We start from the raw sequence: 15,492 nt of genomic DNA on the forward strand, positions 1-15,492 counted from the left end.
GAGCGATGGCGGAGCCGATCATCCGAACACCCATGTACGAGCGGTTGCTGACCGACGCCGAGAAGCTCGCACGGGACCGTGGTGACGGATGGGTAGGCGTCGAGCACGTCTTGATCGCCGCATTCTCCGACCCGGACGCCATCTCGACCGTCGAGCTGCGCGATCGGATGGGCGTCGACCCCGCCGAACTGATTCGGCGGCTGGCCCAGATCATCGATGCCCCGATACCTGGACCGGGCCAGTATCGGGTGCGCAGTCTTGACGGGACCACTGTGCTTCGATCCGTTGACGGCTGACCGAATCAGCTGGTCTGCGGCCGTTCGTGTTTCATCTCCCACTCGTGGCCTGAACAGGACCTACCGACGGAAAGTCGATACGAGCACGCAGCACGCTGCTAGGACGACGGTGGGACAACAGAGCCGTCATTTGGGCAATCCGCTGACATGGAAGGAATCGGCACTGCGAATGGACACTCTGAACCATCCAGCGGTCGCCGTGGCGCTCGATGCTTTGGTGGCCGCTGACCGGGATCTCACCTCGGTCAGCGCGATTGTCCGCGACGAGATCGCCGCTGTCGTCGTCGACGGAGACCAAGGCCGCTACATCGTGTTCGTGCACCCCGACGGAGACCGGTGGACGACCCACGGAACAACGTTCGGCGCACCCCGGCCTAGCGGTCTTCGGCATGCCCACACCCTGGCGTGGGAGCCCTTGCAGCGCCTCGCAGCCCGATTCCGGTCCGCGACCGCTGACCGGAACGGCGTGGGCTGGTTCGCGGTGATCGGCCGCGCCGCACAGGACGCGGTTTCCCTGTCGGTGGCCTCCAGCTTGGAGGAGCAGGTGGTAGCGATCGGCGCGGACGGTTTGGCGTTCGCGGTCGTCCGCGCGACCGGAAGCGAACAGCCGCGCGTCACTGTGGCCACCCGCGACGGACGGCGGGTCACGGTGGGGCCGCGCGGGGTCTGATCGGCTGCCCGCTGCACGGATGCGACGCGAGCCGGATGTGACCGCCGGAGAAAATCTCCCGCTGTCACGCCCGGCTCGCGGACCTGGCGCTGTGGTGGGCCTAGGTGTGGGCGATGGTGGCCCAGCCTGCGACCTGTTCGGGCCTGCGGGGGCTGGGGCCGGTGTAGATGGCCGCCGGGCGGACCAGTTTGCCCAGTTGTTTCTGCTCGAGGATGTGCGCGCACCAGCCCGCGGTGCGGCCGCAGGTGAACATGGCGGGCATCATGTGGGCGGGCACCTCGGCGAAGTCCAGGATCACGGCGGCCCAGAACTCCACGTTGGTCTCGATGGCGCGGTCCGGACGACGCTCGCGCAGCTCCGCCAGGGCGGCCTGCTCCAGCGCGGCGGCGACCTCGTAGCGCGGAGCGGCCAGCCGCTTCGCGGTGGCGCGCAGCACGCGGGCGCGCGGGTCCTCGGCCCGGTAGACCCGGTGACCGAAGCCCATCAGCTTCTCCTTGCGGTCCAGGATGCCCTTGACCAGAGCGCGTGCGTCGCCGGACTTCTCGACCTCTTCGATCATCGGCAGCACGCGCGCGGGCGCGCCGCCGTGCAGCGGACCGGACATGGCGCCGATCGCACCGGACAGCGAGGCCGCCACGTCGGCGCCGGTCGAGGCGATCACCCGGGCGGTGAAGGTGGAGGCGTTCATGCCGTGCTCGGCGGCGGAGACCCAGTAGGCGTCGATGGCCTCGGTGTGCCGCGGGTCGGGGTCACCCTTCCAGCGAGTCATGAAGCGCTCGGTGACCGTGGTGCACTCGTCGATCTTCTTCTGCGGGACGGCGGGCTGGTAGATGCCGCGCGCCGACTGCGCGACATAGGACAGCGCCATGACCGAGGCGCGGGCGAGATTCTCCCGAGCGGTCTCGTCGTCGATGTCCAGCAGCGGCTGGTAGCCCCAGATCGGCGCGAGCATGGCCAGGCCGGCCTGTACGTCGACGCGCACGTCACCGGTGTGCACAGGGAGCGGGAACGGCTCGGCGGGCGGCAGGCCGCGGCCGAACGATCCGTCGACCAGCAGCGCCCATACGTCACCGAAGGTCACCCGGCTCTCCACCAGGTCCTCGATGTCGACTCCGCGGTAGCGCAGCGCGCCGCCGTCCTTGTCGGGTTCGGCGATGTCGGTGGTGAAAGCAACCACGCCTTCCAGGCCACTGACGAAATCGCTGGGTACGGTGGCCTGCCCACCGGAAACCGCGGGGCTGGTAGTCATGTTGCGACTCTCCTTGCACTTGGGTCGCATGTTCTCGTCGATGGGAAGACGTCGGATTTGACGAGCACATGCCGATCATCAAAACCTTAGCTCGCCGCTACTGCGGAGTAACGTCTGGCCCATGCGTGACCTGGACAATTCATCGGATCTCGCCGCCATGCGGGTCGACTACGGCGGCCTGCCGCACGGTGGCAACGAGGACGTCGACCTGGACGAGACCTGGCTGGCCGGGGGCTGGGAGCCGCTGTTGCGGCACTGGATCGAACAGGCCACCGCGGTCGGCATCGCCGAACCCAACGCCATGGTGCTGGCCACGGTGTCGATGGCCGACGGCACGCCGCGGCCGGTCGCGCGGACCGTGCTGTGTAAAGGGCTCTCGCCGGACGGTGTGATCTTCTACACGAACTACGAGTCCGCCAAGGGGGCTCAGTTGACCGCCGTCCCCTACGCCGCGGTCACCTTCGTCTGGCCCGCGCTGGGCAGACAGGTGCACCTGCGCGGCGCGGTCGAGCGGGTGCCCGCCGAGACGACGGCGGCCTACTGGCGTTCCCGGCCGCGCGACTCGCAGCTCGGCGCCTGGGCCTCGCGGCAGTCCGAGCCGATCGGCTCGCGGTCGGAACTGGATCGCACCTTGGCCGAGGCGACCGCGCGTTTCGCCGAGGTCGACGAGATCCCGGTGCCGCCGCACTGGGGCGGTTTCCTGGTCCGCCCCGACGAGGTCGAGTTCTGGCAAGGGCGGCGCGGCAGGCTGCACAACCGGATCCGCATGCGGATCGGCGACGAGACCACGATCGAGCGCTTGCAGCCCTGAGGTATTCCCGGGCCGGGCGTGAGAATTCTCGCGCCCGGCCGGTCCGGGCGACTGGATACGCTGCGCCCGGTGAAACTGCTCGCCGACACCACTCCGCTGCGCGACCCGCATTTCCGACGCCTGTGGAGTTCGGGCATCGTCACCATGATCGGCGCTCAGCTGTCCGTTGTGGCGGTGCCGCAGCAGATCTTCCAGATCACAGGCAGCTCCGGCTACGTCGGTCTGGCCGGACTGTTCGGCTTGGCGCCGTTGATCGTGTTCGGCCTGTGGGGCGGCGCGCTCGCCGACGTACTCGACCGGCGCAGGCTCCTGCTGTTCACCAATGCGGGCACCGGGCTCACGGCGCTGGCCTTCTGGCTGCAAGCGGCGGCCGGACTGGACAACGTCTGGGTCGTGCTCGGCCTGTTCGCGGTGCAGCAGGCGTTCTTCGCGGTGAACCAGCCCACCCGCAGCGCCGCCATCCCGCGCCTGCTGCCCGATGACCAACTGGCCGCCGCGAATTCGCTGAACATGACGGTGATGCAGTTCGGAGCCATCGCGGGGCCGGTGCTGGCCGGTGCGCTCATCCCGGCCGTCGGGCTCGCCACGCTCTATCTCCTCGACGCCGTCGCGCTGCTGGCCACCCTCTGGGCGGTCTGGCGGCTGCCCGCGCTGCCGCCGACCGGAGCGGTGCGCCGCGCCGGATTCCGCACGGTGCTCGACGGTTTCGGCTATCTCGCCACCCAGCGTGTGCTGCTCGCGTCGTTCGCGGTGGACGTGATCGCCATGGTGTTCGGGATGCCGCGCGCGCTGTTCCCGCAGATCGCGCACGAGACCTTCGGCGACCCGGCCACCGGTGGGGTGGCGCTCGGTCTGCTGTTCGCCTCGATGTCGGCGGGCGCGGTGCTCGGCGGGGTGTTCTCCGGCTGGATTCCGCGAGTCCGCAGGCAGGGCCTCGCCGTGCTGGTCTGCATCGCGCTGTGGGGTCTGGCCATGGTCGGCTTCGGACTCGCCGTGGGTTTCACCGGCCACGGCATCGGCCTCGGCGCGGGGTTGTGGATCGCGCTGGCCTGCTCGGCCTTCGGCGGCGCGGTGGACATGGTCTCGGCCGCGCTGCGGGTCACGATGCTGCAGACGGTGGCCACCGACGATCTGCGTGGACGGCTGCAAGGGGTCTTCACAGTCGTGGTGGCAGGCGGTCCGCGGATCGGTGATGTTGCCCACGGTTTCGCGGCGGCGAGCCTGGGTACCGCTGTAGCCGCGGCGGGCGGAGGCGCGCTCGTGGTGGCGGGCGTGCTGATCGCGGCGGTCGCGTTCCCGGCCTTCACGCGTTACCGTGTCGCACGCGCTCGAGCCGAAATCGCCCTGTGACGTGCACCGCGAACGTCCAGCGACCGCGTCGCGCCATGGGCGGAAGACCTCACCGCGCCAGGACGTGTTTGTGAGCCGCCGCAGGACTACCCTCCGGTATTGTCCGCGTCGGTGAACGGCTAGCGTTGAGGCAAGCGCATCGTGCGCCGACCGCGCCGGTGCCTGTGGTTCTAGCCTGAGAGGGATCCTTCCGTGCCCGCTGAGAACATCATCAACGTCGACGACGACGCCAAGCCGGTCCTTTCCTACCCCGGCGGCGAGTTCCCGATGACGGTCACCAGGGCCGCCGAGGGCAACGACGGGATCGAGCTGGGGAAGCTGCTGGCCAGCACCGGGTACGTGACGTACGACCCGGGCTTCATGAACACCGCCCCGACCAAGTCGGCGATCACCTACATCGACGGTGAGGCGGGCATCCTGCGCTACCGCGGATACCCGATCGACCAGTTGGCGGCGGCCTCGACCTTCATCGAGGTCAGCTACCTGCTCATCTACGGCGAGCTGCCCACCCAGGCCCAGCTCGAGGACTTCACCGACCGCATCCGCAGGCACACCCTGCTGCACGAGGACCTGAAGCGGTTCTTCGACGGGTTCCCGCGCAACGCGCACCCGATGCCGGTGCTGTCCTCGGCCGTGAACGCGCTGTCGGCCTACTACCAGGACTCGCTGGACCCGCGCGACCCCGAACAGGTCGAGCTGTCCACCATCCGACTATTGGCCAAGCTGCCCACCATCGCGGCCTACTCGTACAAGAAGTCGGTCGGCCAGCCCTTCCTCTACCCGGACAACTCGCTGAGCCTGGTGGAGAACTTCCTGCGCATGACCTTCGGCTTCCCGGCCGAACCCTACGAGGTCGACCCCGAGGTCGCCGCGGCGCTGGACATGCTGCTCATCCTGCACGCCGACCACGAGCAGAACTGCTCCACCTCGACCGTGCGCCTGGTCGGCTCGTCCGACGCCAACCTGTTCACCTCGGTCTCCGGCGGCATCAACGCGCTGTGGGGCCCGCTGCACGGCGGCGCGAACCAGGCCGTGCTGGAGATGCTCGACGGCATCAAGGCCAGCGGCAGCGACGTCAAGGAGTTCATCCGCAAGGTCAAGAACAAGGAAGACGGGGTGAAGCTGATGGGCTTCGGACACCGCGTCTACCGCAACTACGACCCGCGCGCCTCGATCGCCAAGAAGCACGCCGACGCGATCCTGAGCAAGCTCGGCGGCCACGACGAGCTGTTCGACATCGCGCAGGCCCTGGAAGAGGCCGCGCTCACCGACGACTACTTCATCGAGCGGCGCCTGTACCCGAACGTCGACTTCTACACCGGCGTCATCTACAAGGCGATGGGCTTCCCGACCCGCATGTTCACGGTGCTGTTCGCGATGGGCCGGCTCCCCGGCTGGATCGCCCACTGGCGCGAAATGCACAGTGAGCCTTTGAAGATCGGCCGTCCGCGGCAGATCTACACCGGCTACGGCGCTCGCGATTACCGCGAGATCAACAACCGCTGACGAAAATCCATCCACACCTAACGAAGGGGCATAGCCGAATGACCAAACCGGAGATCGAATTCCAGGCAGGGCCCGCGCCCACCGAGCTGGTGATCAAGGACATCATCGAAGGCTCGGGCAAGGAAGCGGTGCCCGGCGGCACCGTGGAGGTGCACTACGTGGGTGTCGAATTCGAATCCGGCGAAGAGTTCGACTCGTCCTGGAACCGCGGTGAGTCCATCACCTTCCCGCTGCGCGGCCTGATCCAGGGCTGGCAGGACGGCATCCCCGGCATGAAGGTCGGCGGCCGTCGTCAGCTGACGATCCCGCCGGAGCTGGCCTACGGCCCCGCCGGCGCCGGTCACCGCCTGTCGGGCAAGACCTTGGTCTTCGTGATCGACCTGCTGAACGCTAATTGATTTCTCCAGCGCCTGCGGCGCTGGGTGTTCACGGCCTGTGTTGGTTTTCCAGCGCCTGCGGCGCTGGGTGTTCACGGCCCCTTTGTGGCTCGCATTCGAGCGACCACCGCTGGCGACTTCGTCGCGGACGCGGCGGCCGCTCGAATGCGAGCCGGGCCGTGAACGGACAATGCTCGGTCTCGCTTCGCTCGAAACCTGTGGTCGAGCCAGTGTGGTGACGCGCGCCGGAGCTGGCACCACTCGAGATTTCGCCGCGGCCTGAGACGCGTGACCCGTGTTTCATCGCCGGAGTTCACATCAGCGAGGGCTTCGGCGCAGCTCGAGATGTATGGCCCGTGTTCCATCGAGGAACGCGGGCCCTCGTCGTGTCCGGCTACTTTCTGACGATCTCGACCGGATCGGTGAGGGCCGAGGCCAGAGCGGACTGCTGGGCGCTGCTGCGTTGCGGCAGGGCGGCGACGGCTTTGTCGGTCTGGCTGCTCAGGTTGTGCACGATGCCTTGCAGCTGACTCACACCTCCGGTGAGCTGGGCGATGGCGTCGACCAGTTGGGCGCCGCCCTGTTCGGCCAGCTGCGGCAGGCCCTCGGCGAGCTCCGCCCCCTCGGACAGTTGCGCGCTCGCGCTGGTCAGACGGTCCACGACGGTGCGAAGCAGAGTGCCGAGATCGGTCTCGGGGTCCACCGCGCCGCCGACCAGCGAGCCGAGCCCGGTCAGCTGCGCGCCCGCCTGGCCGGACACGCCGCGCAGCGCGTCCAGCTTCCCGATGATGTCGGCGAGTGCCGGATCGTTCGCGAACGGAAGCGCGCGCAACAGCGGCAGGATCTGATCGAGTCCGCCGCTCACGGTGTTCGCCGTCTGTTCCACCTGCGCGATCGTGATCCCGGTCGAATCGAGGGCGGCGGCGAGCTGGTTCGCCTGGGCGGCCGCGCCGTCCACGGTGGAGTTCAACAGGGCGATGGCCGAAGTCAGCTGCGCCGAACCGTTCTTCGCGAATTCCAGGAAGCCGAGCAGCTGATCGGCGCCGGAACTGAACTGACCGGCGCCCGCGGCGGCCGCGCCGACACCCGCGTTGAGCAGTTGGGCGGTGAACTGCACCTGGGAAAGCTGGGACCGGGCCTGGGTGACCGCGGTGAGGGCGGCTTCGACGCCGACCGCGCCGATCCGCTGGGTCACCGCGGTCACCGCGCCGTGCACCAGGTCGGCGTCGGCGTCTTCGTGCGTGTCCACGGTGACTTCGGCCCGCTTCGGCTCCGCGCCGGCCAGGGTGCCCAACGACTCGGTCAGATCGCCGGGCAGCGTGATGACGGCGGCGTAATCGTCGGCGTCCACCTCGCTCGCGGCGACGGCGGTCCATTCGTAGCCGCCCGCGTCCTGCAGCGCCTTGACGACCCGCGCGCCGGTCGGGCCGGCATCGCCGTTGACCAGCGCGATTCCCGTCGGCCCCCGGCCGGACCCGGCACATGCGGTGATTGCGGCGCCGAGAGCGCCCGCGGAAACGAGGGCAACGGCGAGAAGTGCCCAGCGGGCGTGTTTTCCGATCACGTCCGCATACCCTAAACGCGTATTATGGTGCGCTCCTTGGCGTTTCTCTGAGGGATGTCTAAATCGCCGACCGCTCGGGCAGGTCCAGGACCAGCCGGATGCCGCCGAGGGTGCCCGCGTCGAAATAGGCGCGGCCACCGTGCAACTGGGCCTGCTGCGCGACCAGCGCCAGGCCGAGCCCGGAGCCGCCCTTGCTGGCTTGGCTGCCGCGGAAGAAACGGTCGAAGACGGCTTCGCGCTCCTGCGCGGGGATGCCGCGACCGTTGTCGTCGATCGAGATGACGATGTGACCGCCCGGCCGCCGGTGCGCGCAGACCAGGGCCTCGGTGGCTCCGCCGTGCTTGACCGAGTTGGCCAGCGCGTTGTCCACCGCCAGCCGTAACCCGGCGGGCAGGCCGCGCGTGACCAGTTCGGCGTCGGAATCGATGCGCACGGTGAGTCCGGGGAAATGCCGCATGGCGTCGTGCGCGGCCTGGTCGCACAGGTCGCCGACGTCGGTGGCGACGTGGTCGCGCTCATTGGTCAGATCGCCGGTGGCCAGCCGCTCCAGCGCCGCGAGCGTGCTCTCCACCCGGCCCTGGCTGCGTTGCAGGTCGTCGAGGATCTCGGCCCGTTGCGCCTCGTCGAGATCGAGGGTGCGCAGCACCTCGAGATCGGTGCGCATCGCGGTGAGCGGAGTGCGCAGCTCGTGGGCGGACACGGCGGCGAAATCGCGTGCGGTCTCGAGTGCGGCCGCGGTCTGAGCCTGGGCCTGGTCCACCCGTTGCAGCATGGTGTTCACGGCGTCGGCCAGTTTCTCCGCCTCGCGCACGCCCGCGCCCTCCACCGGCGTCTGCGAATTGCGTGGATCGGGGAACGCGCTGCGTGCCCCCACCTGCCGGGTGAGCCGGACGATCGGCCGCACCGCGGCGCCCGCCAGCAGCCAGCCGAGCGCCGCCGCTGCGGCGATGGCCAGCAGTGCGCCGCCGAGAACCCATCGTTGCTGCTCGGCGGTGGCCTCGGCCGCGCCCGCGGCGGGGATGCCGAGTGAGACGACCCGGCCCGCGGGCTGATTCTCGGTGGTGGTCAGGATCCGGTACGGGGTGCCGCCCACCGGGACGGTGCGCGAACCGGTCGCCAGCTCGGGCAGCTCGGTGGGCGTGCTGGCGACGACCTCGCCGTTGTCCCGGACGGTCACCGCCATGTCGCTGTTCAGCCCGGTCAAGCTGATGAACCGGACGGCGATCTGCGGCTCGATCAGCACGATTCGCGCCGCGACGGCGAGTTGCTGATCGGACTGCTGCACGTTGTTGCGCTCGATGGCGCGGATGCTGATCAGGCTGATCAGCGTCACGATGACGATCGCGCCCGCCGCCGCCGCTCCCGCGACCCGGGTGCGCAGCGAGAACGACCGGCGCCGACGGGTTTTCGGGCGGGCCGGGGCGGAACCGGTCATTTCGGCGCTCGCAGCACGAACCCGACGCCGCGGATCGTGTGCAGCAACCTGGGCGTGTCGTTCACCTCGAGCTTGCGGCGCAGGTAACCGACGAAGACGTCCACCACGTTGGTGTCGGCGGCGAAGTCGTAGCCCCACACCAGTTCCAGCAGCCGCTCCCGGCTCAGCACCACGCCCACATTCCTGGCCAGCGTGGACAGCAGCTCGAATTCCCGCTTCGTCAACTCGATCTCACGGCCGTGCAGCATCGCGCGGTAGCCCGCGACGTCCACCTCCAGCGGACCGACGGTCACCGCGCCCGGGGTCGCGGGGGCAGGCGTGTCGGATCGGCGGCGCAGCAGGGCCCGGATCCGTACCACCAGCTCCTTCAGCACGAACGGCTTGACCAGGTAGTCGTCGGCGCCGGACTCCAGTCCGGAGATGCGGTCGTCCACCGACGCGCGGGCGCTGAGCACGCAGATCGGCACGTCGTTGCCCATCGCGCGCAACGCGGTGACCACGCCCGCGCCGTCCAGGACGGGCATGTTCATGTCGAGCACGATGGCGTCGGGCGCGTGATCGTTCACGCTGCGCAGCGCCTGCGCGCCGTCCCGGGCGACCAGGACCTGGAAGCCGGACAGCCGCAGCCCGCGCTCGACCGAGGCGAGCACGTCCTCGTCGTCGTCGACGACGAGAACCGTGGGGGTCGGGGTCGACGTCACGTCGTCCATTCTGCTCCCCTCCTCTCCAGGTCTTCGGCCGTGCGGGTCGGGGAGGGCGGCGGAGCGACCCGCTCCCGGACTCGCCAGGTCCAAGCGGACCCGGCGAGTCACCGGAATCGTCGCGCGATCAGTAGTTGTGGCAGGACTCGGCCACAGCGCGAATGGTGTCGCGCAGCTGCGCGGCCCGCGGGTCGTTCTCCGCCTGGCGCGCGGCATCCGGGTTCTCATCGATGGCCCGCTGCAGCTCGGCCCGCCGCTGCTCGACCGGCTGGTCGAACCTGCGCTGCAACTCGGCCTTCTGACTCGGGTTGGCGTCGAGCATCGCCGCCAGCTGCGGCGCTTGGTCGTGCAGCGCGGCATCGACCTGGGCGAACGAGCAGCTCGAGGTCAGCAGCGGCTCGGCGTATTCCATCGGGCCCGCGTTGGCGATCGCGGGGCTCAGGACCAACGTGACCGTGGCGAATCCACCAGCTGCGAGAGCGGCGAGGGCGGGGCGGCCTACGGAACGTTTCATGATGTGTTGCCTCCAGATCATCGAAGGGTTTCGGGGCGGTCTCGAGGCTATTTCGAACTGCTGGCACGGATATGAACGTCCTCTGTGGAAACTCTGAGGACATCACGGGACGTGCGCGAACTCAGGATGGCACAACCGGATCCACGTCGGGCTCCACCACGTCGTCGGTGTTCTCGGTGTCGCTGCCCGCCGGTTCCCGCCATTCCGGACGGGCCGCGCGGATCTGCTGCTCGAGGGACGCGAGCACACCCGGGTCCTCGATGGTGGAGGGCACCTCGAACGGGCCGCCGGAGGTCATCTGCCGGATGGTCTTGCGCAGGATCTTGCCGGACCTGGTCTTGGGCAGCGCCGTCACCGCGATCGCGTCGTGCAACGTGGCGATGGCGCCCACCTGGGTGCGCACCCGCTCGATCAGCTCCTCGCGCAGTCGCGACGGATCGATGTCGACACCGGACTTCAACACCACGTAGGCCAGCGGCCGGTGGCCCTTGAGTTCGTCGGGCAGCCCGATGACGGCGCATTCGGCGACCGCCTGGTGCCCGGCGATGGCCGCCTCGATGCTGCCCGCCGAGAGCCGGTGCCCGGCCATGTTGATCACGTCGTCGCTGCGGCCGAGCACGAACAGATAGCCGTCCTCGTCGAAGTAGCCGGAGTCGCCGGTGAGGTAGTGGCCGGGATAGGCGGAGAGGTAGGAACGCTCGTAGCGGGCGTCGTCGCGCCACAGCCCGGTCAGTGTGCCGGGCGGCAGCGGAAGGCCGATGACGATATTGCCCTCGGTGTTGGGCGCCACCGCGTTGCCGGAGGAGTCGAGCACCCGTAGTCGATAGCCCGGCACCGGCATCGAGGCCGAGCCCGGCTTGATCGGCAACTGCTGCAGGCCGAGCGGGTTCGCGCAGATCGGCCAGCCGGTCTCGGTCTGCCACCAGTGATCCACGACCGGGCAGTCCTGGCGGCCCGCGAGCAGGGTCTCGTCGGCCCAGGCGTAGGTGGCCGGGTCGAGGCGTTCGCCCGCGCAGAACAGGGCGCGCAGGGAGGACAGGTCGTGGCGATGGGCCAGTTCCGCTCGCGGATCCGCCCTGCGGATGGCCCGCAGCGCGGTGGGGGCGGTGAACAGCACGTCCACCTTGTGCCGGTCGATCACCCGCCAGTACGCGCCCGCGTCGGGCGTGCCGATCGGTTTGCCCTCGTACAGCAGCGTGGTGGCCCCGACCAGCAGCGGCGCGTAGACGATGTAGGAGTGCCCGACCACCCAGCCCACGTCGGAGGCGGCCCACATCACCTGGCCCGCGTCCACGTCGTAGATATTGCGCATGGACCAGGCCAGGGCGACGGCGTGCCCGCCGTTGTCGCGCACCACGCCCTTCGGCTTACCGGTGGTGCCCGAGGTGTAGAGGATGTAGAGCGGATCGGTCGCGGCGACCGGTACCGGCCCGGCGGGTGGCGCGTCGCGCACGGCGTCGTCCCAGTCCAGCCATTGCGCGGCCACGGTCTGCGCCGAACTAGGCAGGAACTCGGTGGCGGGCTGCGGGGCCGGGAAATGAATGGTGTCGAACTCCGGCCGCTGCTTGACGACCACGGTGCGCGGCGCGGTGGTCTCGGCGAGATCCAGCGCCTGCAGCACGATCGGCGGATAGTCGATCTTCCGGCCGGGTTCCAGTCCGCCGGACGCTGTGACGATCAGCACCGGTTCCGCGTCATCGATGCGGGCGGCCAGCTCCGGCGCCGCGAAGCCGCCGAACACCACCGAATGGACCGCGCCGATGCGGGCGCAGGCCAGCATCGCGATCACCGCTTCGGGGATCATCGGCAGGTAGATCACCACGCGATCGCCCGCCGAGACGCCGAGCCGGGCCATCGCACCGGCGAACCGCGCCACCTCGTCGAGCAATTCGGCGTAGGTGTATACGACGGTCGCGTCGGTCATAGCGGAGTCGTATATTAGTGCCGGCTGATCGGCGCGGCTGGGGGCACCGGGGGTCGTCGGATGCACGTGCCGATCGAGCGCGTTGAAGGAGGTGTTGAGCCGGCCGTCGGGAAACCACCTGGCCACCGGGCGGGCGCTGGTGTCGAGGATCTGCGTCGGGCGCACGTCCCAGTCGATCGCCTCGGCCGCGGCGGCCCAGAACTCGGCGGGATCCACCAAGCTGGTCTGATAGGCCGGTCGATACTCCTGCCGCACGTTCAACCCCGTGACTCCCTAGCCTCGCCTCGATGCCCGCCTCGATAGATCTGGTTGATTGTGGCAGACTTCACGCGACGCCCGGGTGGGTGCCGCGACCTCAGGTTTTGCCTGGAATCGGCAGGTCATCGGTTGCGAACTTACACGGAGTCACCCAAGAAGTTATTGATCCGTTAGAATCTGATGTCACTTGTTTGGGCCGTCGTAGACGCAATTTCTCGGCCAGCCGCAGTTCTCGGCCAGCTCCACCCGTCGAGCCATGCACGCGATTGTGGAGGTTCGGCTGATGGTGCGTGGTAGAGGCCAGTTTGGAAAGTGAGTGGGAGATGCGTGACGCCGCTAGGTCCGGCAACAAACGCTGGGCGCTCGGCAACTGGGACCTGCGCTGGAAGGTGACGGCGGTGCTCGCCGTGCCTCTGGCGGTCGCGGTCGGGCTCGGCGTGTCCAGGATCTCATCGCAGTTCGCGGAGTCCAACCGGCTCGCCGACATCTCCGAGAACGTGGCCGCCATCCCCTCGGTCACGGCGCTGAGCGCGCAGACAGCGACCACCGCCGGCTCGCAGATGATCTCGCTGGGATCCAATCAGTCCGTCGTGACCGATCAGAACCTCGCGGATCTGGACAAGGCGATCGCCAACGCCGAGAAGGTGCTCTCCCGGTTCGACAGCGTGCCCGGCGCACGCGAGGCGCTCGAGGGCATGCTCACCCAGGCCAAGGGTGTGCGCGCCCAGGGCAAGTCCGTCACCACCGGCCCGCCGACCGACACGCTCGCGTTGATCGACCGCGTCCGCAACGGCAGCACCAATATCGTCGAGTCCACGGTGGGCCAGGTCAGCGACACCGCTGTCGACGCGGCCAAACTGCGGCTGGTCGACTCGCTCAACACCCGTGCCACCCTGGTCAGCGAACTCGCCGCCTTCCCCGAGGTGCTGCGCTCCCAGCAGGCCGGCGTCCAGAACTTCCTCATCGCCTCCAATACCGAGCGCGCGCTGCTGAACGTGCTCGCGCACCGCTTCTCCGACGGCGACACCTCGATCGCCGACCTGCGGGCCGGCATCGACACCAGGATCGCGCTGCTGACCAGCCCGCAGGCGCAGGCGGGCCAGCTCCCGGTCGGCGACCTGAAGAAGTCGCTGACCGACAGCCTGGCGGTCTACGAGCACGTCGTCGGCAAGGCGACCAAGGACATCGACTCCGCGATGGCATCGCTGGTGGGCAGCGCCCAGCGCGACGCGTGGACCTACACCGCGGTCGTCATCGCCACCATCCTCGCCGCGCTCCTGCTCGCCGTCTTCGTGGCCCGCTCGATGATCGTCCCGCTGCACCGGCTGCGGCTGGCCGCGCTGCGCGTGGCCGAGAGCGACCTGCCGCACGAGGTCGCCCAGCTCCGCAACGGCGCCTCACCTGAAGAGGTGCCGCTGGAGCCGATGCCGGTGCGCAGCACCGAGGAAATCGGTCAGCTGGCCCGCGCGGTCGACGACATCCACGGCCAGGCGCTGCGCCTGGCGAGTGACCAGGCGAAGATGCGTTCGCAGGTCAACGACATGTTCGAGACCCTGGCGCGGCGGTCCAAGTCGCTCGTCGACCATCAGCTCACCCTCATCGAGGCGATGGAGTACGACGAGAAGGACCCGCGCCTACTGGAGAACCTCTTCCGGCTCGACCACCTCGCCGCCCGTATGCGCCGTAACGGCGACAACCTGCTGATCCTCGCGGGTACCAGGCAGCGCCGCGCCAAGTCCGCCCCGGTCGAGATCGCCGACGTGCTGCGCGCCGCGATCTCCGAGGTCGAGGACTACGAGCGCGTGAAGCTCGGCGCCACCCCGCGCGGTTCGCTGAAGGAGCCCGCCGCCTCCGACCTCGCGCATCTGTTCGCCGAGCTGCTGGACAACGCGCTGCGCGCCTCGCCGCCGGAGACCGACGTCAAGTTCACTTTCGCGCAGGCGCACGACCAGGGCCTGCTCATCGAGGTGGCCGACCGCGGCATCGGTATGCCGCCCGCCGAGATGGCCGACATCAACCGCCGCTTGGAGCAGACCGCCGAGCCCGGGCCGGACACGGCCCGCCACATGGGTCTGTTCGTGGTCGGCCGGCTCGCCGAGCGGCACGGCCTGACCGTGCGGCTGCGCCCCACCTTCGACACCGCGCGCGACCCAGGCGTGACGGTGACCGTGCACGTGCCGGTCGGACTGATCGTCGCGGGCAAGCCGAGCGCGGGGCAGCCCGTCACCCCGCAGCCCTCGCCGCAGGCCGCCGCGCCGAAGCGTCCGTCGGCGCCGTCGTCCATGCAGATGCGGGCCGTCACGCGGACCCCTGGGGGCAATGTCATGGTCACCGTCGATCCCGGGGTGAGCGGCCCGATTCCGGTCACCAGTGCCACGCCGGCCCCGAGCGGGCCCACCCCCAGCGCGCCCGCGGCCACGGGTCCGGGCGGGCTGCCGCAGCGGCAGCCCGGTTCGGCCATGTCGTCGTCCGGTATGCGCGCGGACGCGCAGCAGTCGGCCGCGAGCCTGCGCCCCGCGCCGGGGCAGCCCGCGCCGAGCGGTCCGCAGCGCGGCAAGCTCGCCGCGGCCAATCTGCCCAAGCGCAACCTCTCGCCGGGCGGCCCGCCGCCGCGCCAGCCCGGTGGGCCCTCGGAGCAGGCCGGGACCGGCCTGCCGCCGCGTGAGCCGAACTCCGGTGAACTGCCCATCCGTCAGCCCGGCGCGAACGGTGTGCCGCAGCCGAGCACCGGTCTGCCGCAGCGCCAGCCGGGCACGAGCGGTGTGCCGCAGCGTGAGTCGGCGTCCGGTGGCCTGCCGCAGCGTGACGCGTTGGGTGGTCTGCCGCAGCGCGAGTCC

General features: G+C 69.6%; 13 protein-coding genes. 7 read left to right on the plus strand and 6 right to left on the minus strand.

The features are described from left to right. Positions 1 to 5: 5 nt before the first annotated feature. Together ON27_RS03735 and ON27_RS39645 are read left to right on the plus strand one after the other, a co-directional pair. Complete coding sequence (locus ON27_RS03735; protein ID WP_043719283.1) at positions 6 to 296, plus strand: Clp protease N-terminal domain-containing protein; 291 nt, start codon at positions 6 to 8, stop codon at positions 294 to 296. A 169-nt stretch (positions 297 to 465) separates the two neighbouring features. Continuing rightward, positions 466 to 966 carry a hypothetical protein gene (locus tag ON27_RS39645; protein ID WP_051046186.1) on the plus strand — a complete coding sequence of 167 codons (501 nt, stop codon included), beginning with the start codon at positions 466 to 468 and terminating at the stop codon, positions 964 to 966. A gap of 100 nt (positions 967 to 1,066) precedes the next feature. Here the strand turns inward: ON27_RS39645 and ON27_RS03750 are convergent, their stop codons facing one another. After that, entirely contained in the window at positions 1,067 to 2,215 is a 1,149-nt protein-coding gene (locus ON27_RS03750; protein ID WP_043719327.1) for a citrate synthase 2, read from the minus strand. 121 nt (positions 2,216 to 2,336) lie between these two features. Here ON27_RS03750 and pdxH point away from each other — a divergent pair, with 121 nt between their 5' ends. From pdxH to ON27_RS03770, 4 genes are all read left to right on the plus strand, one after another. Beyond that, positions 2,337 to 3,026: a pyridoxamine 5'-phosphate oxidase gene (pdxH, locus tag ON27_RS03755; RefSeq protein ID WP_043719291.1), complete on the plus strand. Its 690-nt coding sequence runs from the start codon at positions 2,337 to 2,339 to the stop codon at positions 3,024 to 3,026. Positions 3,027 to 3,095: 69 nt separating this feature from the next. Further along, positions 3,096 to 4,376, plus strand: coding sequence for an MFS transporter (locus ON27_RS03760; RefSeq protein ID WP_043719329.1), 1,281 nt, complete (start codon positions 3,096 to 3,098; stop codon positions 4,374 to 4,376). A 192-nt stretch (positions 4,377 to 4,568) separates the two neighbouring features. Then, positions 4,569 to 5,882 (plus strand): citrate synthase, encoded by a 1,314-nt coding sequence (locus ON27_RS03765; protein ID WP_083880375.1) that lies wholly within the window; start codon positions 4,569 to 4,571, stop codon positions 5,880 to 5,882. Between the two features lie 38 nt (positions 5,883 to 5,920). Further along, the gene (locus tag ON27_RS03770; protein WP_043719293.1) at positions 5,921 to 6,280 is read left to right on the plus strand and encodes an FKBP-type peptidyl-prolyl cis-trans isomerase; all 360 of its coding nucleotides are present in this window, start codon (positions 5,921 to 5,923) and stop codon (positions 6,278 to 6,280) included. Between the two features lie 373 nt (positions 6,281 to 6,653). On the opposite strand, the gene ON27_RS03775 is transcribed toward ON27_RS03770, so the two are convergent. From ON27_RS03775 to ON27_RS03795, 5 genes are all read right to left on the minus strand, one after another. Continuing rightward, entirely contained in the window at positions 6,654 to 7,823 is a 1,170-nt protein-coding gene (locus ON27_RS03775; RefSeq protein WP_043719295.1) for a YhgE/Pip domain-containing protein, read from the minus strand. Positions 7,824 to 7,881: 58 nt separating this feature from the next. Then, a complete protein-coding gene (locus tag ON27_RS03780; RefSeq protein ID WP_083887360.1) occupies positions 7,882 to 9,258 on the minus strand; it encodes a sensor histidine kinase in 1,377 nt (458 codons plus the stop codon). Continuing rightward, the gene (locus ON27_RS03785) at positions 9,255 to 9,968 is read right to left on the minus strand and encodes a response regulator transcription factor (protein ID WP_043719297.1); all 714 of its coding nucleotides are present in this window, start codon (positions 9,966 to 9,968) and stop codon (positions 9,255 to 9,257) included. Before ON27_RS03785 ends, ON27_RS03780 begins: the two co-directional genes overlap by 4 nt. A 118-nt stretch (positions 9,969 to 10,086) precedes the next feature. Continuing rightward, on the minus strand, positions 10,087 to 10,473 hold the full coding sequence (locus ON27_RS03790; RefSeq protein WP_043719335.1) for a hemophore-related protein: 387 nt from the start codon (positions 10,471 to 10,473) through the stop codon (positions 10,087 to 10,089). A gap of 121 nt (positions 10,474 to 10,594) precedes the next feature. Beyond that, positions 10,595 to 12,658: an AMP-binding protein gene (locus ON27_RS03795; protein WP_043719300.1), complete on the minus strand. Its 2,064-nt coding sequence runs from the start codon at positions 12,656 to 12,658 to the stop codon at positions 10,595 to 10,597. 320 nt (positions 12,659 to 12,978) lie between these two features. Between ON27_RS03795 and ON27_RS03800 the strand changes: the two genes are divergently transcribed. Then, positions 12,979 to 15,492 (plus strand): sensor histidine kinase (locus tag ON27_RS03800; RefSeq protein ID WP_083887361.1); only part of this gene is annotated, 2,514 nt, incomplete at its 3' end.

Origin of the sequence: Nocardia asiatica NBRC 100129 (assembly GCF_000308415.1) — a bacterium.
GTDB lineage: Bacteria > Actinomycetota > Actinomycetes > Mycobacteriales > Mycobacteriaceae > Nocardia > Nocardia asiatica.

Coding starts and splice junctions, on each gene's coding strand:
- ON27_RS03750 (WP_043719327.1), bottom strand. CDS start 2,215: ATGACTACCAGCCCCGCGGTTTCCGGTGGGCAGGCCACCGTACCCAGC.
- ON27_RS39645 (WP_051046186.1), top strand. CDS start 466: ATGGACACTCTGAACCATCCAGCGGTCGCCGTGGCGCTCGATGCTTTG.
- ON27_RS03780 (WP_083887360.1), bottom strand. CDS start 9,258: ATGACCGGTTCCGCCCCGGCCCGCCCGAAAACCCGTCGGCGCCGGTCG.
- ON27_RS03790 (WP_043719335.1), bottom strand. CDS start 10,473: ATGAAACGTTCCGTAGGCCGCCCCGCCCTCGCCGCTCTCGCAGCTGGT.
- ON27_RS03735 (WP_043719283.1), top strand. CDS start 6: ATGGCGGAGCCGATCATCCGAACACCCATGTACGAGCGGTTGCTGACC.
- ON27_RS03770 (WP_043719293.1), top strand. CDS start 5,921: ATGACCAAACCGGAGATCGAATTCCAGGCAGGGCCCGCGCCCACCGAG.
- pdxH (WP_043719291.1), top strand. CDS start 2,337: ATGCGTGACCTGGACAATTCATCGGATCTCGCCGCCATGCGGGTCGAC.
- ON27_RS03785 (WP_043719297.1), bottom strand. CDS start 9,968: ATGGACGACGTGACGTCGACCCCGACCCCCACGGTTCTCGTCGTCGAC.